Below are 19,900 nucleotides of genomic sequence, written 5' to 3'. Positions count from 1 at the left end.
GAGCATCTACAACAACAAGCGGCAGCACTCTGCCTTGAACTATCGGTCACCGAATGCCTTCGAGGCCGATCACGCGCTCACCCTTTCATCCGGTCAAATCTCGACCCCCTGACTGTCCAACGAAGAGGGGTCACTCCATCTGCTGATCGAAATTGCACAGTCGGCGCGGCGTGAGCGTGCCAAACTCGACGGGAGCGGTCAGGCCTCTTGGCGGCGGACGCCGCGTCGGGGGGTGGGGGTCGGTGCTGGTGGCTCGGTGGGACGCGGAGCGAGTTCGCGGTGGTGTCGGACGCGATAGCTGTTGCCGCGGATGTTGACGATGTGACAGTGATGCAAGAGCCGGTCGATCAGCGCGCCGGCCATGACATCGTCGCCGAAGATCTCGCCCCACGCTTCAAAGCCCTTGTTGCTCGTGAGCACGGTGGACGCGTGTTCGTAGCGCCGACTCATGAGCTGATAGAACAGCTGGGCGCCGGTCCGCGAGATCGGCAGATAGCCGATCTCGTCGATCACCATGAGACTGGGCGACACGAGCGTGCGGAGTCGGCGTGGCAGTTGGCCGGCCTGCTGTGCCTCCTCCAGCCACATGATCAGATCGGCGAGCGTCGCATAGTAGACGCGGCGTCCGCGTTCGGCCGCGGTGATGGCGAGACTAATCGCGAGGTGGGTTTTGCCGACGCCCGGGGGCCCGAGGAAGACGACGTTTTCGCGCCGCTCGATGAAGCCGAGCGTATGCAGATTCTCAAGCTGTTCACGCGGGACGGAGGGCTGGAAACTGAAATCGAAGTCGCTGAGGCGCTTCACCGCCGGCAGTCGCGCACAGCGCATCGCCGTCTGTAAGCGGCGCTGATTGCGCAGCGCGATGTGACTGCCGAGGACTTCGCCAATCGCCTCGCCCGCCGGCAACTGGCCGCTGTCGGCGCGGCGGAGAATCTCGTCAAGCGCTTCCAGCGCCCCAGGCATCTTGAGATCGGCTAACTGCTCGCGCAGCCGGTCGCGGAGCGTCGCCGTCATACGTGCCCGCCGGTCAGTGCGGCGTACGTCGCGAGCCCGCGCCGCTCCACCGTCACGCGAGGGGCGATGGCATCAATGCGCTGGGGCGGGCGCGCGCTCGGGAGCAGCACGGACTGATACGGGTGGGCCGCCAAGGGCTGCAGCGTGGCCCGCTCCGTCGTCGCCCAGCGATCCACGGGGCGCTCGCGCAGCGTGCCATGCACCCGGACATTGGCGACGTCGCGGACCCACCGCGCGCACTGATCATCGAGATCGCCATCGCCCAAGAACGTGCGGCCATACAGAAAGTTGTCGCGGAGATAGTGAATCGGTCGCTCGACTTTGCCCTTCGTCTGCGCACGATACGGCCGACAGGCGCGGATCTGAAACTGCCAGTGTGCGGCGAACCGAAGAAACTCGGCATTCCGCAGGAGGCGTCCGCCATCCGGTCGCTGATCCTCGACGATCACACTCTTCATCTGATCGAAGAGCACATGCTGCGGCACGCCACCAAACGCGGCGAACGCGCGCTCGAGTCCGAGCATCACCGACAGCGCCGTCTGGCGCCGCACAAACTCGACGGAGAGCAGGCGCGAGTAGCCGAGCACCATCACCAGCGCGTAGCGCACGCCCCAGGGCAACTTCACCGTCGCGAAATCGAACTGCGCTTGCTCGCCCGGCGCCGTCTCGAACCGGACCACCGCCTCCGGCTCAGGCGCTGGGCGCAGCCGCCGCACCAGCGCGGTCAACTGCGAATAGCCGCCGGTGTAGCCGGCCGCCCGACACTCGGCGAATAGCCGCACCGACGACAATGCGGGATACGTCTTCAATCGCGTCTCGATCAGGGGCGTCACGGCGGCCAGCTTCGCGACGCCGACCGTCCCGCGCGTCCGAGGCGTGGCGTCCTCGCCCATATCGCGGTCGAGCTGCCCGGTCGCGATCAGATGGTAGACCAACCGCCGGCTGATGCCGAGCTGATCGGCGATGGCGGTCTTTGACAAACCGCTCTCCAGAAAATGCTTGAGTAGCACGAGGGTATCCCTGGTGTACACCGATCTCCTCCCTGCGGGGAAGAGATCAAGATCATAGGCGCCGCGATCACCCGGACCGCGGCAGGAGACGCCTACGTGTGCAATTTCAATCGGCGCTTCTGTGCAATTTCATTTCAGCACTGACAGGTCGCACGGGGCCGAAGTCCGCTGTGTAGAGCGTACCGTGTTTCGCTGCGTTCCACGGAGGAAGCTTCGTCACTCGAGTAGGCTTGCCCGCGGCCTTCTTGGCCCAGTAGCCGCGGGGTGGAACGGGTATGAACAATTTCGTGCAGCGCTTCTTCAGCGCGACGTCGGAGATACCAATCGATGCCGCGACACGCTGCATCGGCTCCGCCCACACGCGCGCATAGAGTTCTTCGCGCGTCACTGTGCTCGGGATCTCGTTCTCGGTCATGAGACGTAGCCCAGAGAAAACGTCGAGGCGCCGCGATCTGATGCACCACACTTCTCACGCGGCAATAGCCGAAAGTATCTGACGAGCGGGCGTGTTGGTCAAGCGCGTTCAAGGCACTTCGCGCGAGAGGAGCTGACGCACGCTTGCGTAAGCGGATAGCGTGTCCGGTTTCGCAAGCGTTCTCGCGTCAGCGCTCAACCGACGTTAGATATTCGCATTGCGGTACGCGCGCTATTTCTCCCCTGCACCACACGACCATGCCGAATCGGTTGCTACTGCACGCGCGTGGATGTACACCTCGGCACGTCGCGCCATGAACCCCCCGCGCCTGCAGTGGCCATCAAAAGTGTTGCTCGCGTGCGCGGCGTTGCTCGTGCTCGGCGTGTGGTTCTATCTCGACTTCGTGCAAGGCGCGCGCCGGTATCACGTCGTCGAACGCGAGGCGGCCACGGGGGACGTAATCGTCCTCGACGCCATCGGCGGGCGGGTCGTCCGCGTACACACGCCCGCCACCGCCGTGGACCGCCTCGAGAAGTAGCCCCCGCTATTCGGGCTGTCCGCTGCTACTGCCGGCCACGCGCCCGACCATCCGTGCCCGCAGCGCGGCCGGCCGGTAAACCGTGGCGGCGCGGCCTTCCCATTGGTCCAGCAACTGCGCGAGTTCGGGGCCCGACAACGTGCCGAGGCGGTCGACTTCTCGCGCCACCTCACGAGACGATAGCTCGCGGCGGTTGCCGAGCCATTCGGCCGCACGGCGGAGCAACGGCGCCCGGATTGAGCCGGACTGCACAACGTCCTCCGCCATGGACGTACCGCGCCGCGACAACGGAAGCGCTCCACCGCCGTTCGCGAGCGTGTTGAAGTTGCGCAGGTCCTCAGCGTTCCGTGCCGTCGAAGAGTTGCGGAGAATGTTGTCCGCCGCCGTGCCGGTGCGTTGCTCGCGTCCCAACTGACGGCCGAACGCGGCCCCCTGTTCCGGTGAGAGGAGCGCTTGCAACAGTTCATCCTTCGGGCCGTCCGGGAACAGCACCTTCGTCACGTCGCGATCGGGGCGAATCTTGGCGAGGTGATCGCGCACCGCCTGCTTGCCCGCGTCCCGGTACCACTGTGCCGACTGCGGATTGCGGCCGCTCGCCAACTGCGCTAGCTCCGCCTTCACTGCGCGAGGCGGCGCGTTCGTCGCACTCTGAAGCAACCGCGCCGGGTCTCCTGAGAGCGCCGTGTGCACCGCGTCCGCGTTCGCCATGGGGATTTCGTAGGCGCGCAGCGCTTCCGCCATCGAGGGCGCCCGTTCCTCATCGCGTAGGACGCTCATCAGGCGGTCGCGATGCTGTCCAAGAATACGCGCCTGCCCGTTGTCTCCCTGCTTGATCGCCTGTTCGATCGCGTCATCGTATTCGATCTTCCACCAGTGCAGCACCTTAACCGGCATGGTGGGCTGTGCGGCGTCCGCTGCTTCGCGCGCCGCGAACGTGGCCGCCGTGACGCGCTGCTCGAGCTCTGGGGTGATCGCCTGCCCTGCCGTGCGCAGTTCCTCGAGCGCGAGGGCCGCGCCCTGTCGCACGTCGTCGCTCAGCGTATTCGGCAGGGGTGGCAACGGGCCGTCACCCTGCATGATCCGCGCATACGTCGCCTCGGCCGCTTGTGCGGGGGCACGCTGCAGCGTCTCCGCCGCCGGCAGGTCGGATCGCCACCGCAGATCATTGGCCGCCTTCGTGCGCGCGCGCTCGTACATCGACTTCCCAAGCGGCGTATTGAACAGGTCGAGCACCTCAGGCGCCACGGCATCGGGTGCGGCGTGCGCCGTTTCGAACAACGTTTCTGCGCGCTGTTGGGCCTCGGCCTTGAGCGCCGGAAGGGTCACGTTGGACGTGATTTCCGGCCCGTCAATGCGGTTCGCCAGGTTGGGTCCCTGTTGGCGAAGCCGTTCCGTCAGCGCGGTACGCGTGTCGCCGTTGTCCGACAGCGCATCGGCAGCGCGGAACGTGCGCTGCGCGTTCTCGGGCACCATCGTCGCGAGCATTTCCGGCGAATCATCGGCCATGTTCGTGGCGTTCATCGTCCGGAGCTCACTGAAGGCGCCGTCATCGAGTCGGCTGGACATGGCGTCCATCGCTTGCCGCGTGCGCAGCGGGAGGGCCGGTGCTGCGCTCGCCCCTGTCGCGCGGCTGATCATCTGGTCGGACGACCGCGCCAAGTCCGACAGTTTGCGCGCCAACGGCTGCAGCACCGGTGCGCGTGCTGCCAAGTCCTCCGCCGTCGCGGCAATGCGGCCGGGGGCACGAGCCGCACCAACGGCAACGGCAGGCAGCACCGCGCCCGCAACGCCCCCCACGGCCGCCCCCATGACGCCGCGCCCGACGCGATCGGACAGCCCGTCACCGCTCCCGACGCCGGCCGCTGCCCCATAGGCGGCGCCCGTTTTCGCACCGGTGCGAGCGAGTTGCGAGAGCGAGGCGGCGCCGATCGATTCGGGCGCGCTGGCACCGAACGACAACAGCGCCGGAACGGCCGCGCCCGTGATCTTGGACAGGGCCGCGCCGCCGGGGTGTTGCTCGGCGTAACGATTGGCGGTGCTGGTAAACGCGGCGCGCGCATCAGTCTGGCCTTGGCGGTACGGCTTGCCACGCGCCAACGCGGCCAACCCGCCCACGACGCCAGCGCCCTCGTCCGCGAATTCGAAGGCCGCACCTTGCAGCGCATTGGCGCCCATACCGAGCGGATCAACGAACCCCACGTCACCGGCCGCGCGCGGGGTCGTGCGGGCGCCGGTGGATTCGCTCGCAAAGGTGGGGAGGCGCGGGTTGCTCGGGCGTGTGTTCTGCTGCGTCTGTGCGGCCTGCTCCGTCGCCATCTCGGCTTTCGCCTGTTTGATGGCCGCTTGGATCGGATCGTCGTTCGGGCCCAACGTCGCGTCTGCGATCTCATCAAGCGTGCGGCGGCGGCGTGGGGTTGGAGGCGCCGGTTGCGTGCGCTCAAACGCGTCGATCTCCTCATCCGAATAGCCCGCTTGGCGCGCGCGCTCGCGATCGACGATCCCGGGGGCGGTGCGTGTGGCGGCCGGGGCATCCGCGGTGGTCTGCTTGCTGGCTTGATACTCACCCCAGAGCCGTCGGATCTCCGGATCGTCGGCGCTCCGACTCTCGATCGGTGCCGAGACGACGCCAGCGGCATACGCGGCCTTCTCCTGCTGGTACTTCCCATACAGTGCCTTCTCGCGTTCGTACTCGGCGCGGCGTGGGGCGAGCTGCGTCAGTGAGGCGCGGGGCCTAACGGGTGCGGTCATGGGGCGGATCCGGTCGGAGAACGGCGCGCGGCGATCGGCGCCGAAAAGACGATGGGCGCGGCGACCGACACTCCGGTCTCGCGCCCGACGAGGGCCCATCGCTCTTCTCGGTCGTCGACGACGCGGCGCCAGACCGTCCATACAAATCCGCGAACTGCTCAAGCCCCGACAAAATCACGGCGCATTCGGCGAAATACTCGTCGCGCGCCCGCAGCAACTCGCGAAACACTTCGGCCGCCACGTTGGGGCGAAGAGCAAAGAGGGCGGTGCGCTGCTTCTCGGACGCGCCCTGCATCCACGTCACGCACGCGCTGCGGAGGTCGGGCGCCATGTGCTGCGCGATCGCCAGCTCCATCGCCGTCTCGTCGCGCACTATGGCGAACCCGTCGACGGCGCGGGCAACGCGCTAGCCTCGACGTGCCAACGACCGCGATCGTCCTGGTGCCCCGGCAGTTCGCCCAGCAGAACGCAGCGCAGGACTTGGTTGTAGCTGCGGCGGAGCCGTGCTGCGGCTTGCGTGAGGGTCACCGTGGAGCATTCAACAGCGGACATGCACACCTCGGAGAGAAAGAGAGATGGATCAGATATCGGTCATTATGACCGATTTGTCAATGCCGCTCAAGCGCCCTCAATAGCGCCCCGAGACGGATGCGATCGGCCTCCGCGATCAGCGATTCGTGCTCCGTTGCCAGTGCCTCAAAGCGACGTGCCCACATTCGACGAGGGCGTTCCGTAGGGAAGGCCTCGAGCCTGAGCAGTTCCGTCGATGCGCCGGCAATACGGGCCAGTCGGGAGGCGCGAAACACACGTCGGCGCGCGGCATCACGGCGCTGTGATGCGTATTTCACTCCATGGCACTGGCGACACGCCCACCACGCGGCGGCCGGCAGCGCGTAGAGGGCCCGACACGGCCGCGCGCATCGCGGGCAGTACCACTGCCACCGTAAGCCGCCCAACGGCTGCTCACGGGCACTGAGGCCCGCCTCAAGTCGCGTCCGCGTGCCCCATGGCGTCGAAACGAGCGCGCTGAGGGTGGCACCGAGCCCGACGCCGTCCACAATGCGGGCATCGATAACGCCCTGAACCACGACGCCGATTTCACCAATCGCCAGCACCGGCGCCGTTGCGCGAGACGTGGATCGCGCCGCGCGAATCGCCCGGGTCAACGGCTCGCGCAACGTGCGCGCGGGCAACCGGACGGCTTCTTCGCGCGTCGTTGCCGCTTGGTGTGTGCCCCATCGTGAAGAACCGTACCCGCCCACATGTACCTCCGGATTTTGCGAGAGAAGGGCGTTATTCGCCCCGTGGGATCGCCTTGCCTATCGGATCCGTCAGCTACCCACCGCCTCACGCGGCAAGCGCGCCCGAATCGCTCTCATACTCTCCCCTAGTAGGGGGAGGAGATGAGAGTGAGTGAATTCCACTCTCATTTTGCCCAATGAGAGCGGAATGAGAGTGAGTGAGTAGGTCGGCGGCCTGCGACTCAGCGACCACCGCGGCACCACCCTCGGTGAGCGCGTATCCCTTCTTCGGCACGTTCAAGATCAGCTTGAGCTTCAACAACTCCTCGCGGAGCCGATAGAAGTGCCCGGCCGCGTACCCTGCGGACCGTTGCCAATCGGACGCCTTCACCGGCTCACCTTGGCCAACCTCGGCGAGCACTAGTAGGACCGCCCGCTGCGCGGGCTTCAAGCCCTCTTCTAACGAGGACAACCGCTCGATCACCCGGGCGCCGTGGCGCTCGCGCAGCGCGAGCTTGATCGGATCCGGCGCCGCGAAGTCGCGCGCCTTCTCAATGGTGAGAAGCCGCATGTCCCCGCCCGTCGTCTTGAGCGACAACGACACGTCCATGGCCGCGCGCAGGTCCGAGCTGCCGCGCTCCCGGCTCTGGTCGTGGCCGGTGTGGTGCACGAGGATCACGCTGCAGGCGAAGTCATCGCGCAGCGCCCGTGCGCCGTCGAGCAAAAGCTTCATGTCGGCCGTTTTCGATTCATCGAACCCCGGTGCGGCGTTGGCCGAGAGCGTATCAAGGATCACGAGGCCCGGCGCGAGCCGCTTCGACGCCAGTTCAGCACGCACCTCGTTGCACGTATCGGCCGACGCGACATCGAATGGGATCCGTCGAAAGCCGATCCATGGGTCGAGCCAACTCGGTTCGACCTCGTGCTCCGCACACCAGGCCGCGACGCGGCTGCGCATACCGGCAAAGCCTTCCCCCACGACGTAGAGCACGGGCGACTGCTGCACGGGGTGATCGTGCCACGGCTTCCCCGCGGCCACGTGGAGCGCGAGGTCGAGCATCACGAACGTCTTGCCGATGCCACTCGGCGCCCACAGCGTGACGAGGGAGCGCACCGGGAGCAGGTGCTCGACGTGGTACTCGAGCGTCTCAGATTCGGCCATCAGCTCCGAGGGGAGCAGAATGTTCATCGGCCGCCCCCAAAGCTGCGCCGGCGCGTCACTGAGTCGGACTGCCAGCCAAAGGGGCGCCGCCGGTGCGACGTCACGGCGAGAGCTGGCTCCGCGTTGTCGGCGTCGAGCAGGCGACGGACACACTGGCCGACGCGCTGCCGTTCCTTGCCGAAGATGTCTGTCACCAGCTTCGTGACTTCGGGCGCGCCCTTCGGTGGGTCGCAGTACTGCGCGTTCCACGCGTGGACGAGCTCAAGCGCCGCGGATTCGTCGATCTGATGGGCGGCGAGATGGCCCGCGAGCGTGCATAGCGCGGGATGGCGGTTGCCCTCGTTGATCCGGCGCCCTGTGAACACCTGTGCGACACGCTCTCGTGCTGCCGCGGGAGCGGATTGCGCCAAGAGCCGCGACGCGAAGGCAGGCGGCAGCGCGATCGCGTCCGCCGGTCCGGTGTGTGCGCAATAGACACCGTCAGGCGTCTCGCTCGGCGGAAGCACCGTGTAGCCGCGCGCGGCCCGCACGATCAGCGAGTCGACAGGGCAGCCGTTCAACGGCGCGCGCCCGCGAAAATAGAAGTGTCGCCCCTTCGGCGTCACCACTTCGAAGGTGGGTTCAGCCAACAGCCCCCAACGCTGCGCATCGTCCCAGTGTTCGGGCCGATCGACGTCAATCGCGACGAGGCCGAGACTCGCCGGCAAGAACCCGATGTTGTACGGGATGCCGCCGAGCCACGGGCCCGCGTCCGCGCGCGCGGCCAAGTGCCCCTGAGACCCGGCAAGCGGCACCTTCCCCTTCGGTATCAACGGGAAGATGGCGGCGCCTTGTTCTGCCCAGGACATCGCGGCCTGCGCGAGTGTCGCGGGCGGGTTCACCGGTGCCCGCCCGCGTGTGCGCGCGGCTCCGGCGTTGGCGAGTAGATCGACGCGCCCTCTTCAACGAGAACCCGCCCGGCCTCGTTGCGTCGCCACAGCTCGGCGTCACGATCGGCCAGCGCGATGGTCGCCAGCTCGGCTTGCAATCGCTGCAAACGCACGAAGAGCGATTGCACTTCGTGAACCTTCGTTGCTTTGGCGGCGAGCCGTAGTGTCGGATTCACGAGACGGCGCACACTCGCCGGCGTGGGCGCATTAGGCCTCAACGTATTGTGCGAACGCACGGGCGGATCGGGGAGTCGCGCGTGCCGCAGGTCGCCGAGCGCCATTTGGGCAAAGCTCGGACGCACGGGGGGCGTGTGCGTGTCGGCGAGAAGCGATAAGTGCGATTGGGACCCGAGCTGCGCCGTTTGGGAGTCTCTGCGACGCGTCATGCTGCGCGTCCCGTGAGGTACGCCCGACGCCGCGCGGCGTTCATCCAGTTCGCGCCGAGCCGATCGGACCAGCCGAATGCCGCGTCAAGCACGTTGATGAAGAGTCGAATGCCGTCCTTTCCGGTGCCGTGCTGCTTCCGCAAGGTCACGATTACCAACACGAGCAGACGCTGCACGTGCAGTTTCTCCAAAGCGATGCGATCGGAGCGCTTGTCGTCAGCACTGCGGATCATGGGGAACGGCTGTCTGTCGAGCCCCGTGCGTGGGGGGACGGTGGCAGCAACCAACGTGAGGTACGAAGGGCGGCGGTCGGCCGTAGCCGTCCGCTTACTGTGACGGTACATTTTTCTAGCCTCGATGGAGTTAGAGTCCGAGAGGAAGTGCACGCGCGCCCCGATTCAGAGTCGGGGCGCGTTGCGTTTGAGGTCACGCCGCAACGCGCTGATCGGCTTCGCTGGTGCTGTGGAAGCGCCGCTTCGACAGCCAGGCTTCGAGGTCGCTTCGGCGATAGCGGATCGCCGTGCCAATGCGATGGAACTCGGGCCCGCGCCCGCCGCCCAGCCATCGCCAGTTGTTGAGCGTACGGACAGACAGTCCGAGAAAGCGGGCGGCGTCCACCGCTGTGAGGAACGGGGCGGATCGTTCGTCGTGCTGCGTCAGTTGCTCCATGGATCGGACTCCGGGAAGAGGGAAAACAAAAAAGCCCCCCAGCTGCAAACGCCCCTGATTTCTCAGGAAGCACTTGTTGCTGGAGGGCTGTCGCGGCGGGCGTAATCGGCCGCCGCATTTTCAGGCCGTTGATAAGAGAATATCAATTGCGCTGCCGTGCTTCGCAAGTCCCTCCGGATAATCCGCTGGCTCCCAGCGGCGGTATGGACCCGCCTCGACGCTCGCCGATCCACGTGACGATACTGGGTGCGAGCCGCCAAGCAGCGCACGCTCGGCACTATCTGCGCACGATCGATACGCGGAGCGACCTCGCGCTGTTGCGCCGGGCTCTATTGAGCGATACCGTCTCTCCCCATGACCACATTGAATCGACTGTCCTTGATCGGCACCGCTGTCGCTGCAACCGTGATGATGAGCGCCTGCAACTCGCGTGAGGTCGCCGCCTTACGGACGGATGTTCTCGAGCTGCAATTGCAGCAGAAGATGGCGCAACTGGATTCGACGCGGAACGGACGATTTGTCATCGTCAACGGCACGCCGGAACTCGCGCGCAACATTATGCTCCTAGACACTCAGACGGGACGCACATGGATCGCGTGCACGGCGAAGGACGTTGGGTCGACCGATTCCAACTGGTGCTCGATGGGATTTGCGGGCCGAGCGGACGCTCCCTGAAAATACGTGGAGGGGGGCGCAAGCTGGGCTCCTACAGGAGTTTCCCTCGACGTCCGCTAATACTGCCCTCATCGTCGGGCACGCCAGCTCTCGCGCCCCACTCGCCAAGTGCTGCGCGCATCAACTCGCTTACAATATCGCAGAATGCGACCGCCACGTTAAGCGACCCCATCATGCACATCGCATAGCGCTCCACCTCTGGATTTGAGGCATTCTCCTTCGGTATGCCGATTGAACCCAAGGCGGGGAAGTCGATCAAGAATTGTGTAAGCTCGGCACGTGTAGGCGTGTGATCAGCATCATTCCGAAGGCTCACGCCAAGGTCGATCAGCGGGTAGAACGCCCCCCAGCAGTCGTCGTCGTCAAGCGCGAGAATGCACGGATCTGGATGCTCCCGGCTCAAACTCTCACGGGTCTCGCGCTCGTTGAAATGGAAGGCCGTCTGATTGCGGACCCGTCCGAAAAATCCGTTCTGTTGGCGAAGTCGCACCACAAGGGGATAGCGCACTAGGTCGGCAAGACGATCAGCGCCCGCGAACATGTCGATGTTCTTCTGCACGCGCACCGCAGTTGAAAGCGCCTCGCACGTTGCGCCGGCCAAAAGAATCCCGCCGGAGTATCGTGCGCGGACGGCACTCACCGAGTCCCCGCGAGAGTCGACCATGATCGCATCGACGATGAAACGAATCGTATTTGTCGCTCGTGCGAGGCAAAGCATCGCGATGAAGCTTGGCTGTCTTCGCAGCTTTCGAATTTGGGCTTCCCGCAACAAGATGGCGCGAATAGGCTCCGAAGGATCCTGGCTCATTCTCTGCGCCTCAGTAGTGACGGGTGATTGTCTGATGCCGCTTTGCGCAGACAGTGCGACGCGAGCCGGGTTCGCACTCGGACGTCGCGTTCTTCGTGAAGCGCTACGGACTAACCGCCATTCCTTATACTTTGGGAGTAGCCAACAACGCTGCAATCGTTCGTTGCGCCAGAATCGACGCGCGCCGCACAGCGATAATCTCGCCGGTGACTCTCGCATTTGAACGCGCGACCCGGCGCCCGGCCCTCTGAATAGGCTCGCTCAGTGGATCGGCATCTAGATTGATGACGCCCGCAAGCTCGCGCGACGCCGCTTCAGCTTCGAGGCTCGCTTCGACAGCGATTTGCAGGACTGCATCCAATAGGCTGAGCGAAAGTTGCCATATGGGATCCCGATTGATCTCCTTGCTAAACAGCACAAGTGCGCCTAAGAACTGACCGAACGACTGAAATGCAAGTTCGCCCTGCTTCCCGATCTCGGTGTCGAGCAGCTCCATACTATAGGCTGACCGGTCGATCTTTGCAGCAGTGGCGCGCACGATGCTCTTGAGGGCAAAGAAATCGCCGGGCTGCGTCCTCGCGAGCTCATTGATCGCGGTAGCGGCCTCCTGTAACGCTGACGAGTAATCGCCCAGTAGCTCGCTTCTCTCATTCAACAGCGACGCAAATCGATCAAACGCCTGTCGACAGTTATCGGCCTCGCGGTTTAGTGTCTCCTCAAAGCGCCTGCGACTCTCTTCTTCCGAGCTCACTTCATCGGAGGATCGTTGCGCTGAGCTACCGCTTTGATCGCGCCACGCCTTAACTAGCAGTGGAAGGTGTACCCAAAGCTGCGCCCCGAACTCTTTTGCGTCCCCGAATTCGCTATAGAGGCACCCGTCAGTCGAGACACGATCTCGAAACGCGCGCACTTCGGCGTAGTCCCGCGTTGAAGCGAGAGCCTCGCCCGGACGCCTAAAGTACCACATGATTTCGAGGGATAGCGGCTCGCGCTGTTTCCACGCGAGGGCGACTTCGTACTCTTCAACGGTCCCCGACGCCGCCCGCGAGGTCCGAGTCCCGAGTTTTGCGCCCATTAGCCCGAGATAGACCTCGTACCCCCCGGAGAGCTGGGCATTGATCACCGATTGAGCATCAGCACCGTGCGCGGGAAACACCGCGCTGCGAAAGTCAACGAGTTCGCAGCGCATGGCTTCGAGAGGATCGATAACCGCGTTCAACCGCGAGAAGATCTTCTTGGCAACGGCTCTTTCCGCTCCAAAACCGCTTGGGCTCGAAAAGAAGAACCGCAGAACGCGCGTGGTCCGCGACATTTACAAGAAAGTCTGACGTGGGGAGTGGACGGAAGCGAGCACAGCAAAGCCTACGCGCGGGCGATCAGCATTGGATTCGCGTCGCCGCTGACTACTTGCCCGCGCGTGGAAGCCACAATTGTGCGAGCACTGCTTCGCTCAATGGTTGTACGAGCGGCCCTTGCGCGTAAGCCTGCTTGCGCTGCCGGGCTTTCGCGATAACGTCCGCCACGCGCTCTGCAGTGAACGATATCCACGAGACGGTCGCTTTCGCAGCGGCCATCGCTGACTGGTTGGTACCGAACGCTGCCGTCGCAGCGAGTAGCATGACGGCGCCGAATAGGCGACAGAGGGAGGCCATACACTACCTAAGCTGAGATCCACCGATCGCACAAACAGAGACCTGTAGATTTTACGTTGCTTTGCACACATGCTCCAGTGCTCATTGATCTCATCCTTCTAAGCGACGATAGTCAACCTCTGCCAACTACACGGACGTTGTTGCATGACTGCGCCGGAATTCATCCCGAGAGTGATCACCTCATCCGATGGCAAGAAAGGTATACAGGTCATTCGGGCGATCCACGACCCCTCGAACGCGACATCACATTTTGTCTTGCGCCTTACGCCCGACTCAGCGCCTTGCGGCCTTGCCGTCTACACTTCTCGGGGATTCGACGCGGCCGCGATTGCGAATACGTTCAAGGTGCCTGGGATTTCTTCCCCGTTCCTGTCCCTCGCGACATGGTACTTGTGGTCGCAGTTCGACGAGGCCGTGAGAAAAGGAGAATCGTGGCGTCCAGGGAACGAGGATTCCATGCCGATGGATACGCACTTCCTGATCCAAATGCTTCGGCAAAGGACTGTCTCGATTGCGCGACCTGACGTACTCGTTTCGGATATCGTTAGGCTCACGACGCCATTTGGAATCTCGGCCGTGGTCGACTTGCTCCTAGCGTTTTTCGTAAATCGCCCGTTCGAGCAGCTTCGACGATCGGTAATGGATCTCCGCGATCACAGCTGGGAAGTCCGTGAAACTCCTGCGCATAGCCGGCTTGAACTGGAGGCGCTCGGTGGATTTCGGGCCACCCACGGGCTGCTCACCGCGTATGAGATACGCACGATGCTGACTGCACCGAGATACCGCGGCGTCCTGGCGTATTGGGATAAAGCGACGGCGCTTCGAGGAAAGACCCGCCCGGATTCTGGCGGGGCAATAGCAAACGCCGCGCATGCTGTAGAGGCTCTCGCACGCCTCCTCATAGGGAATGATGCAGATACGGCGGGCGGCGCGTTGTCAGCCCTTGTAAGGCAAGGCCGATTATCAGCGGAGGTTGCTGCCGTTGCCAAGTATATCCATGGCCGGACAAGCGGTGATGTCGGTGCGCGTCATGGCCTGCCGGAGGGCCCAACGGAGTCATTGGCTACTGCCGACTACTACCTTGACCTCATGGCGGCGACACTCCGCCAGCTGTTGTCGATAGACCAATAGACTACAAGCGACGGAGGGACTCTGAAAGCGAGAGGACCTCCTGACGGAGGTCCTCTCGATCACTACCACGACTTCGGATCTGCGAGCGAGAGTTGCTGGAAATTCAGTGTTCTCTCTGCCGTACTCGTTGCCCACTCCTGCACTGCAGACTCTTCCACAAAAGTGGCCCCGATATTCTCATACATACGCTGCGCCGACTTCATCAAGTCAAGGTTGCGCCCGTAGTGCTGCACTTCGTTTCGCGGTGTTAGAGCGATTACAGCAAGTGGAAGATTCGGCAGCAAGTCATGAACGTCATCCAAGTTCCACGCGACGGCTTCTACAGACTTCTTTAGGTCTGAGTAACGGGGAACCTCAAAAGAGAGCGCTTGAGCGGCGAAGTACGGGTGTCCGTTCGCTACAACTAGGTCAAAACTGTGAGAGCTGTACTTTCCCTCGATTGCGACTCGTTCGCGAATCAAATGGTCAGCGATCTCAGGAACCAAACGCCCAGTCAACGCCTTTCTTACCTCGCGACGAACGAAGCTCCTGGCTTCCTCTCTGTCGCGGACAAGCTCGGACCGAGGCTCAGCTCTCTTAGCAAGAAAACGTTGCGCTACCTCTTCTAACAGCCGTGCCGCTGGCTTTAACGAGCCCCGAGGCACCGAAAATTGAATGCTGTTGCTCCAACTGCCGGCCATCGCCAAGAACTCTTCCACCTCGATGTCGGCACTATCATTCCCACTGAGTGGAGAGAGCGACTTGGAACGCCGTTGAAAGTCCGCAGCGAACAATTTGAGAAACTGAATATCCTCACGCCCGAATCGGCGCAGCCGTGCCCAATCAGTCGAGAACCGCACGAAAGCACCAGACTCGTCAAACGCGACGACCCCGATGTTCACTTTTTCTTCCGCCAAAGGATCTGGCAGATACTGAATCACGCTATATCGTGCCATGGGGCCTCAGGAATTGCCGAGATCGAGGGAACACAATCTTGCGTGCCTTTCGAAGAGGTACTCGGCCATCGCCACTCGTTCTTCCAAGGATACACCCCAGTTTTCTAGCGGAGCGGCGACTGCACCTGCGATGACCTCGTCGACATCGAGGGCGCGAAATGCATCCAGCGCTTCGGTCAACTCAGGACGACCTAGGTCACAATTAGAAACTATCTTGTTGTCAAGTATGGCGATAGGCGCCTCTTCGAGGCACTGCACGTTCCAATCGGGGGCGTTGCAGAAAAAGTGTCCGTGGTCATGCGAGAACACTAGGTGAGGAGGCGTTTTTAAATACAGAAACTGGTGATCCTGTTCACAGCAGCACCAGCCGTACAAGAACGCCAAACGAGCGAAACGATTGGCATTTGCCGGATCAATGGCGTGCTCCCACAACATCCTGCGCGCCTCGATTACGCCATCTACCCAAACCGAGCCATGCCAGTCGCCTGGCATGAAGGGCTGTAGGCCAGAGGGAGGCTTGAGCAGAGATGCCTCGGCAGAGAGAAACTCTTCGCTAACGTGGACGTAGCCGATCTGGGGCACCGGGGCACCAAGTGCTAAACCGAGGCGCCCAACAATTTGCTCGTTGACTATCTGCCTTTCGCCCGCCGCACCCTTTACTACCCAAGTACGGTCATCTGAAGCGGTGACTCGAATGGGCTCCGACGCCGTGTCGTAGCGGTGTTGGAATGTCTCAGCGAGCAAAGGCGTCGGACGCGTCGCCGACGCTGCGATAATCGCGCTCTCCCAATTCATTGGCACTCTCCGACTGAGGGTCGTGTCCGTGTCAACGGCCACTCGGATCTTCCGGCTTTCTTCCGGGAGTCCAACACAGCACAAAGCCCCGGTCGTAGACCGAGGCTAAGCGCTTACTTCACAACAACTTCTACTATTGCCCCTCTAGGAATCGAACCTAGAACCTTCTGAGTCAGAGTCAGACGCTCTGCCAATTGAGCTAAGGGGCACCTGGCATCCAACGGGCCGAAACCCTTTGGAACCCCAAATATAGAAGACTCACGGCTGGACGGTAGTGCCCGCGGCACCCGTGTCGTCCGACCCCAGTATCGCGAGCATCAGCACGGCGACGTCCAGCTCGAACGCGTCTCTGGCTCCGGCTGGCTGCCACATCAGGCGCTCGGCGCAGATCTCGGGTCGGTCGACGTCGGGTGTCCACCGTTCGATGAGCTGCGAGTCCAAGTCGATCAGCCAACACTCGATCGCCGCGCGCTGATACCTCGGCCGCTTGCACAGGCGATCGGCCCGCGCCGTGCTCGGCGACAAGACCTCGACCGCGAGATAGGGCGGCGGCGGTGCCACGTTCCCTCGCACTACATCGAGGCCGACCGGAGCAATGGCCAGCACGTCCGGCTGCATCAACGTGTAGGGGTCGAGCACGACATCGTACGGCGAGAACATCATCTCGCCGATGCCTTGACGCTTCACATAGGCGCCGATCATGAGCCCGAGCTCGGCGACCGCGCGCTGGTGCGCGAACCTGGGCATGGGGCTCACCAGCAACTCCCCATCCACGGTCTCGTAGCGATGGTGAGGATCGTCCGGCAACGCCCAGACGTCCGCAACCGACCAGCGACGCTCGTGCGCGATTGGCATACCCATAGTTTGCTCGGCCCTCGGCGTTTTCCGCAACTCGGCGGCGACATGCTCATGCCGCAACGTGCAACAGGGGCGACGGAACTCCGTCACCCCCGTTACGCGTGCATGATCAATTCACGTCACCCTGTCGTCGCGCTCCGAAACCGTGAGACGACTGCGCGACGTAGCCCCGGGCCCCGTGCGCGGTAGCGCTATTCACGCGCGCTGGCGTCGTGCGCGCCCAGCGAAGCCCAACCCGGCGAGTCCAGCCGCGAGCAACACCACCGTGCTCGGCTCCGGCACCACCGTCGCGTTGCCGATCGTCAAGTTGTCCTGACCAAAGCTGCCGCTATACGTCGTCTCGCCGTTCGCGAGTCCGATGTCCATAGTGGCGACCAACCTGTCGGACGTCACCGCGAAGAAGCCACGATCGTTGTACGAGCTTGCCGGGAGTTGGATGTTCGTGGTCGTCCCGTCGCCGAAAGTGATGAACGCGGAGTACGGAAGCGATGCGTCGTTGAAGAAGTCGAAACCGACGCCGTATACGCCGAACCCACCGGTCGATACGGTAGTGCTCCGGAAATCCATGCGGTACGAACCGTTGCAGCCAGCGCAGTAGAAGCCGCTGGTGACCAGGTTCCAGTTGTTGAAGCCCGTCGACGTGTAGTCTGTCTCACCGAGAACGGCGCTCATCGCCGCATTCGACTGGGAGAACACATAGTTTGGGTTCGAATAGTCGTCGATGACCATCGTGCCGAGTTGCGCTTCGTACGACGCCCGATCGGTGTAGGTCGAGAACTGCGCCTGAGCGGGCGACGAGACGAGCGTGGCGGCAACAGCGATGGCGAGGAGAGCGCGCATTTGAACGGGACCGAAGAGAGGAGATGCCTGCGTTTCTGCTCTCTTGGTCAGGCAAGTGAGATGCCAGTGACGAACTCGACCATTCGCTGGATGTAACGCATTGCCATGTATAGCTTTATCTGATGTGTTGCCTAACGCGAATGGCAACCGAACTCTACCATTGTTGCGCAGGGGAGACAGAACAAAACGGACTGTGCCGTAAGCACGCCACAGTCCGCTTTTTTGTCCGGCCAATCAGCCCTTCTTCACTTCCTTCGCCCAGCTATCCCGCATCCCCACGATCCGGTTGAACACCAACTTCTCCGGCGTGCTGCTCTCCACTTCGCTCATGAAGTAGCCCGTGCGCTCGAACTGATACCGGGACCCGACGGGATCGTTGGCCACGCTGGGCTCGATCTTGGCATCGGTGATCACCACCAGCGACTGCGGATTGAGCGTCGAGATGAAGTCCTGGCCCTCGGGTACGGCGTCGGGATCGGGCTGCGAGAACAGTCGGTCGTACACGCGCACTTCGCACGACAACGCCTGCGCCGCGCTCACCCAATGGATTGTGCCCTGCACCTTCCGGCCATCAGGCGCCTGCCCACTGCGCGTGGCGGGATCGTACGTGCACCGCAACTCGACGACCTCACCGGCGTCGTTCTTCACCACCTCGTTGCAGGTAATGAGATAGCCGAAGCGCAACCGCACTTCCTTGCCCGGCGCCAGCCGATAGAACTTCTTCGGCGGATCTTCCATGAAGTCGTCGCGATCGACGTAGAGTTCGCGCGAGAACGGCATGCTGCGCGATCCCGTCTTCGGCACATCGTGCGGGAAGCTCGGCGCGTCGAGATCTTCGACTTGGTCCTCAGGATAGTTCGTGAGCACAACCTTGAGCGGATTGAGCACGCACAACACGCGCGGCACTTCCATGTTCAGGTCGTTGCGCACGGCATGCTCGAAGGCCGCGATCTCTACGCGCGCGTCCTTGCGCGCCACACCAATCGTTTCGCAGAACTCGCGAATGGCTTCCGGCCGCACACCACGACGCCGCAATCCGGCGATCGTCGGCATACGCGGATCATCCCATCCCGTCACGTGGCCTTCGTTTACCAAGCGCAGCAGCTTGCGCTTGCTGAGAATGGTGTAATCCAGCTCGAGCCGCGCGAACTCGATCTGCGTAGGCGGACTCTCGAAACCCGCCTCCTTCACCAGCCAGTCGTAGATCTCGCGGCTGTCCTTGAACTCGAGCGTACACAACGAGCGCGTGATGCCCTCGATGGCGTCGCTCAGTCCGTGCGCGAAGTCATACAGCGGGTAGATGCACCAGTCGTTGCCGCGACGGTAATGATGCGCATGCCGAATGCGCAGCAGCAGCGGATCACGCATGATCATATTCACGTGCGCGAGATCGATTTTGGCGCGCAACACGTGCGTGCCATCGGCGAACTCACCGGCGCGCATGCGGCGCAGCAGGTCGAGATTCTCCTCGACCGAGCGATCCCGATACGGACCCGGCGTGCCGGCCGACGTGACCGTGCCGCGACCCGCGCGGATCTCCTCTTCGTTCTGCGAGTCAACGTACGCCTTGCCCTTCAGCACCAGCGACTCGGCGATGTCGTACAGCTTCTCGAAGTAGTCCGACGCGTAGTACAGGTTGTCCCACTGGAAGCCCAGCCACTGCACATCGCGCTGAATCGCTTCCACGAACCGCACATCTTCCGTGGCCGGATTCGTGTCGTCGAAACGCAGATTGCAGGTGCCGCCGAATTCCTTGGCGACACCAAAGTTCAGACAGATCGACTTGGCGTGTCCCATATGCAGGAAGCCGTTCGGCTCGGGCGGGAAACGCGTGGCAGGGCCACGGCCGAAGTGGCCGTGGGCGACATCGTCAGCCACCATTTCGCGGATGAAATCGCGACGTGGGGCGGGCGTGGATTCAGAACCGGCTTCGGGAGTGGAGTCAGACACGGCGGATACCGAGAAGTGCAGCGTTCAATGGGCGACGCGAATCACGAAAAGTAATCGGCAGCGAGCGCTTGCCGAGCGGAGCATGTCACCTGACTGTTCTACAGGTGTACTGGAATCCCATGCGACTACTTCCGCGATCGACAG

The 19,900-nt window shown here is 63.2% G+C and carries 21 protein-coding genes and 1 tRNA gene; 3 read left to right on the top strand and 19 right to left on the bottom strand.

Annotated features, from left to right (window positions below):
* Window positions 1–198 precede the first annotated feature (198 nt).
* From istB to RMP10_RS05165, 3 genes are all read right to left on the bottom strand, one after another.
* Entirely contained in the window at window positions 199–1,014 is an 816-nt protein-coding gene (gene istB / locus RMP10_RS05175; protein ID WP_310569335.1) for an IS21-like element helper ATPase IstB, read from the bottom strand.
* Window positions 1,011–1,994 (bottom strand): IS21 family transposase, encoded by a 984-nt coding sequence (gene istA, locus RMP10_RS05170; protein WP_310569334.1) that lies wholly within the window; start codon window positions 1,992–1,994, stop codon window positions 1,011–1,013. Before istA ends, istB begins: the two co-directional genes overlap by 4 nt.
* A gap of 136 nt (window positions 1,995–2,130) precedes the next feature.
* Window positions 2,131–2,439, bottom strand: a complete 309-nt coding sequence (locus tag RMP10_RS05165; RefSeq protein WP_310569333.1) for a hypothetical protein — start codon at window positions 2,437–2,439, stop codon at window positions 2,131–2,133.
* Window positions 2,440–2,752: 313 nt separating this feature from the next.
* Here RMP10_RS05165 and RMP10_RS05160 point away from each other — a divergent pair, with 313 nt between their 5' ends.
* Window positions 2,753–2,977 (top strand): hypothetical protein, encoded by a 225-nt coding sequence (locus RMP10_RS05160; RefSeq protein ID WP_310569332.1) that lies wholly within the window; start codon window positions 2,753–2,755, stop codon window positions 2,975–2,977.
* 6 nt (window positions 2,978–2,983) lie between these two features.
* Here the strand turns inward: RMP10_RS05160 and RMP10_RS05155 are convergent, their stop codons facing one another.
* The 8 genes from RMP10_RS05155 to RMP10_RS05120 all read right to left on the bottom strand — a co-directional run bounded on the left by RMP10_RS05155 (window position 2,984) and on the right by RMP10_RS05120 (window position 10,112).
* Entirely contained in the window at window positions 2,984–5,725 is a 2,742-nt protein-coding gene (locus RMP10_RS05155; RefSeq protein ID WP_310569331.1) for a hypothetical protein, read from the bottom strand.
* A complete protein-coding gene (locus RMP10_RS05150; RefSeq protein WP_310569330.1) occupies window positions 5,709–6,098 on the bottom strand; it encodes a hypothetical protein in 390 nt (129 codons plus the stop codon). The genes RMP10_RS05155 and RMP10_RS05150 overlap by 17 nt, the downstream gene beginning before the upstream one ends.
* Window positions 6,099–6,333: 235 nt before the next feature.
* Window positions 6,334–6,987, bottom strand: coding sequence for a hypothetical protein (locus RMP10_RS05145; RefSeq protein WP_310569329.1), 654 nt, complete (start codon window positions 6,985–6,987; stop codon window positions 6,334–6,336).
* Between the two features lie 85 nt (window positions 6,988–7,072).
* Entirely contained in the window at window positions 7,073–8,128 is a 1,056-nt protein-coding gene (locus RMP10_RS05140) for an AAA family ATPase (RefSeq protein ID WP_310569328.1), read from the bottom strand.
* 23 nt (window positions 8,129–8,151) lie between these two features.
* Window positions 8,152–9,009 carry a bifunctional DNA primase/polymerase gene (locus RMP10_RS05135; RefSeq protein WP_310569327.1) on the bottom strand — a complete coding sequence of 286 codons (858 nt, stop codon included), beginning with the start codon at window positions 9,007–9,009 and terminating at the stop codon, window positions 8,152–8,154.
* On the bottom strand, window positions 9,006–9,338 hold the full coding sequence (locus RMP10_RS05130) for a hypothetical protein (RefSeq protein ID WP_310569326.1): 333 nt from the start codon (window positions 9,336–9,338) through the stop codon (window positions 9,006–9,008). Before RMP10_RS05130 ends, RMP10_RS05135 begins: the two co-directional genes overlap by 4 nt.
* Before the next feature lie 101 nt (window positions 9,339–9,439).
* Window positions 9,440–9,676 (bottom strand): hypothetical protein, encoded by a 237-nt coding sequence (locus RMP10_RS05125; protein ID WP_310569325.1) that lies wholly within the window; start codon window positions 9,674–9,676, stop codon window positions 9,440–9,442.
* A 193-nt stretch (window positions 9,677–9,869) separates the two neighbouring features.
* The gene (locus RMP10_RS05120) at window positions 9,870–10,112 is read right to left on the bottom strand and encodes a helix-turn-helix domain-containing protein (protein WP_310569324.1); all 243 of its coding nucleotides are present in this window, start codon (window positions 10,110–10,112) and stop codon (window positions 9,870–9,872) included.
* 378 nt (window positions 10,113–10,490) lie between these two features.
* Between RMP10_RS05120 and RMP10_RS05115 the strand changes: the two genes are divergently transcribed.
* The gene (locus tag RMP10_RS05115; protein WP_310569323.1) at window positions 10,491–10,787 is read left to right on the top strand and encodes a hypothetical protein; all 297 of its coding nucleotides are present in this window, start codon (window positions 10,491–10,493) and stop codon (window positions 10,785–10,787) included.
* A gap of 31 nt (window positions 10,788–10,818) precedes the next feature.
* Here RMP10_RS05115 and RMP10_RS05110 read toward each other — a convergent pair whose 3' ends face one another.
* Together RMP10_RS05110 and RMP10_RS05105 are read right to left on the bottom strand one after the other, a co-directional pair.
* Window positions 10,819–11,595, bottom strand: coding sequence for a hypothetical protein (locus RMP10_RS05110; protein ID WP_310569322.1), 777 nt, complete (start codon window positions 11,593–11,595; stop codon window positions 10,819–10,821).
* A 124-nt stretch (window positions 11,596–11,719) separates the two neighbouring features.
* Window positions 11,720–12,907 (bottom strand): hypothetical protein, encoded by a 1,188-nt coding sequence (locus RMP10_RS05105; RefSeq protein ID WP_310569321.1) that lies wholly within the window; start codon window positions 12,905–12,907, stop codon window positions 11,720–11,722.
* Window positions 12,908–13,391: 484 nt separating this feature from the next.
* Between RMP10_RS05105 and RMP10_RS05100 the strand changes: the two genes are divergently transcribed.
* Window positions 13,392–14,378 carry a hypothetical protein gene (locus RMP10_RS05100; protein WP_310569320.1) on the top strand — a complete coding sequence of 329 codons (987 nt, stop codon included), beginning with the start codon at window positions 13,392–13,394 and terminating at the stop codon, window positions 14,376–14,378.
* A gap of 62 nt (window positions 14,379–14,440) precedes the next feature.
* Here the strand turns inward: RMP10_RS05100 and RMP10_RS05095 are convergent, their stop codons facing one another.
* The 6 genes from RMP10_RS05095 to RMP10_RS05070 all read right to left on the bottom strand — a co-directional run bounded on the left by RMP10_RS05095 (window position 14,441) and on the right by RMP10_RS05070 (window position 19,756).
* On the bottom strand, window positions 14,441–15,313 hold the full coding sequence (locus tag RMP10_RS05095; RefSeq protein WP_310569319.1) for a DUF3037 domain-containing protein: 873 nt from the start codon (window positions 15,311–15,313) through the stop codon (window positions 14,441–14,443).
* A gap of 6 nt (window positions 15,314–15,319) precedes the next feature.
* Window positions 15,320–16,108: a HipA family kinase gene (locus RMP10_RS05090; RefSeq protein ID WP_310569318.1), complete on the bottom strand. Its 789-nt coding sequence runs from the start codon at window positions 16,106–16,108 to the stop codon at window positions 15,320–15,322.
* 136 nt (window positions 16,109–16,244) lie between these two features.
* Window positions 16,245–16,317: transfer RNA gene (locus RMP10_RS05085), tRNA-Gln, on the bottom strand.
* Window positions 16,318–16,366: 49 nt separating this feature from the next.
* Window positions 16,367–16,963, bottom strand: coding sequence for a Uma2 family endonuclease (locus tag RMP10_RS05080; RefSeq protein ID WP_310569317.1), 597 nt, complete (start codon window positions 16,961–16,963; stop codon window positions 16,367–16,369).
* Window positions 16,964–17,161: 198 nt separating this feature from the next.
* A complete protein-coding gene (locus RMP10_RS05075) occupies window positions 17,162–17,806 on the bottom strand; it encodes a PEP-CTERM sorting domain-containing protein (RefSeq protein WP_310569316.1) in 645 nt (214 codons plus the stop codon).
* 234 nt (window positions 17,807–18,040) lie between these two features.
* A complete protein-coding gene (locus RMP10_RS05070; protein ID WP_310569315.1) occupies window positions 18,041–19,756 on the bottom strand; it encodes a glutamine--tRNA ligase/YqeY domain fusion protein in 1,716 nt (571 codons plus the stop codon).
* Between the last annotated feature and the right edge of the window lie 144 nt (window positions 19,757–19,900).

The organism is Gemmatimonas sp. (assembly GCF_031426495.1).
Taxonomy (GTDB): domain Bacteria; phylum Gemmatimonadota; class Gemmatimonadetes; order Gemmatimonadales; family Gemmatimonadaceae; genus Gemmatimonas.
This window is presented reverse-complemented; position numbering and strand designations above follow the sequence as displayed.

Coding starts and splice junctions, on each gene's coding strand:
- RMP10_RS05155 (WP_310569331.1), bottom strand. CDS start 5,725: ATGACCGCACCCGTTAGGCCCCGCGCCTCACTGACGCAGCTCGCCCCA.
- RMP10_RS05130 (WP_310569326.1), bottom strand. CDS start 9,338: ATGGCGCTCGGCGACCTGCGGCACGCGCGACTCCCCGATCCGCCCGTG.
- RMP10_RS05110 (WP_310569322.1), bottom strand. CDS start 11,595: ATGAGCCAGGATCCTTCGGAGCCTATTCGCGCCATCTTGTTGCGGGAA.
- RMP10_RS05125 (WP_310569325.1), bottom strand. CDS start 9,676: ATGATCCGCAGTGCTGACGACAAGCGCTCCGATCGCATCGCTTTGGAG.
- RMP10_RS05120 (WP_310569324.1), bottom strand. CDS start 10,112: ATGGAGCAACTGACGCAGCACGACGAACGATCCGCCCCGTTCCTCACA.
- RMP10_RS05080 (WP_310569317.1), bottom strand. CDS start 16,963: ATGCCAATCGCGCACGAGCGTCGCTGGTCGGTTGCGGACGTCTGGGCG.
- RMP10_RS05105 (WP_310569321.1), bottom strand. CDS start 12,907: ATGTCGCGGACCACGCGCGTTCTGCGGTTCTTCTTTTCGAGCCCAAGC.
- istB (WP_310569335.1), bottom strand. CDS start 1,014: ATGACGGCGACGCTCCGCGACCGGCTGCGCGAGCAGTTAGCCGATCTC.
- RMP10_RS05100 (WP_310569320.1), top strand. CDS start 13,392: ATGACTGCGCCGGAATTCATCCCGAGAGTGATCACCTCATCCGATGGC.
- RMP10_RS05095 (WP_310569319.1), bottom strand. CDS start 15,313: ATGGCACGATATAGCGTGATTCAGTATCTGCCAGATCCTTTGGCGGAA.
- RMP10_RS05075 (WP_310569316.1), bottom strand. CDS start 17,806: ATGCGCGCTCTCCTCGCCATCGCTGTTGCCGCCACGCTCGTCTCGTCG.
- RMP10_RS05165 (WP_310569333.1), bottom strand. CDS start 2,439: ATGACCGAGAACGAGATCCCGAGCACAGTGACGCGCGAAGAACTCTAT.
- RMP10_RS05090 (WP_310569318.1), bottom strand. CDS start 16,108: ATGAATTGGGAGAGCGCGATTATCGCAGCGTCGGCGACGCGTCCGACG.
- RMP10_RS05140 (WP_310569328.1), bottom strand. CDS start 8,128: ATGGCCGAATCTGAGACGCTCGAGTACCACGTCGAGCACCTGCTCCCG.
- RMP10_RS05160 (WP_310569332.1), top strand. CDS start 2,753: ATGAACCCCCCGCGCCTGCAGTGGCCATCAAAAGTGTTGCTCGCGTGC.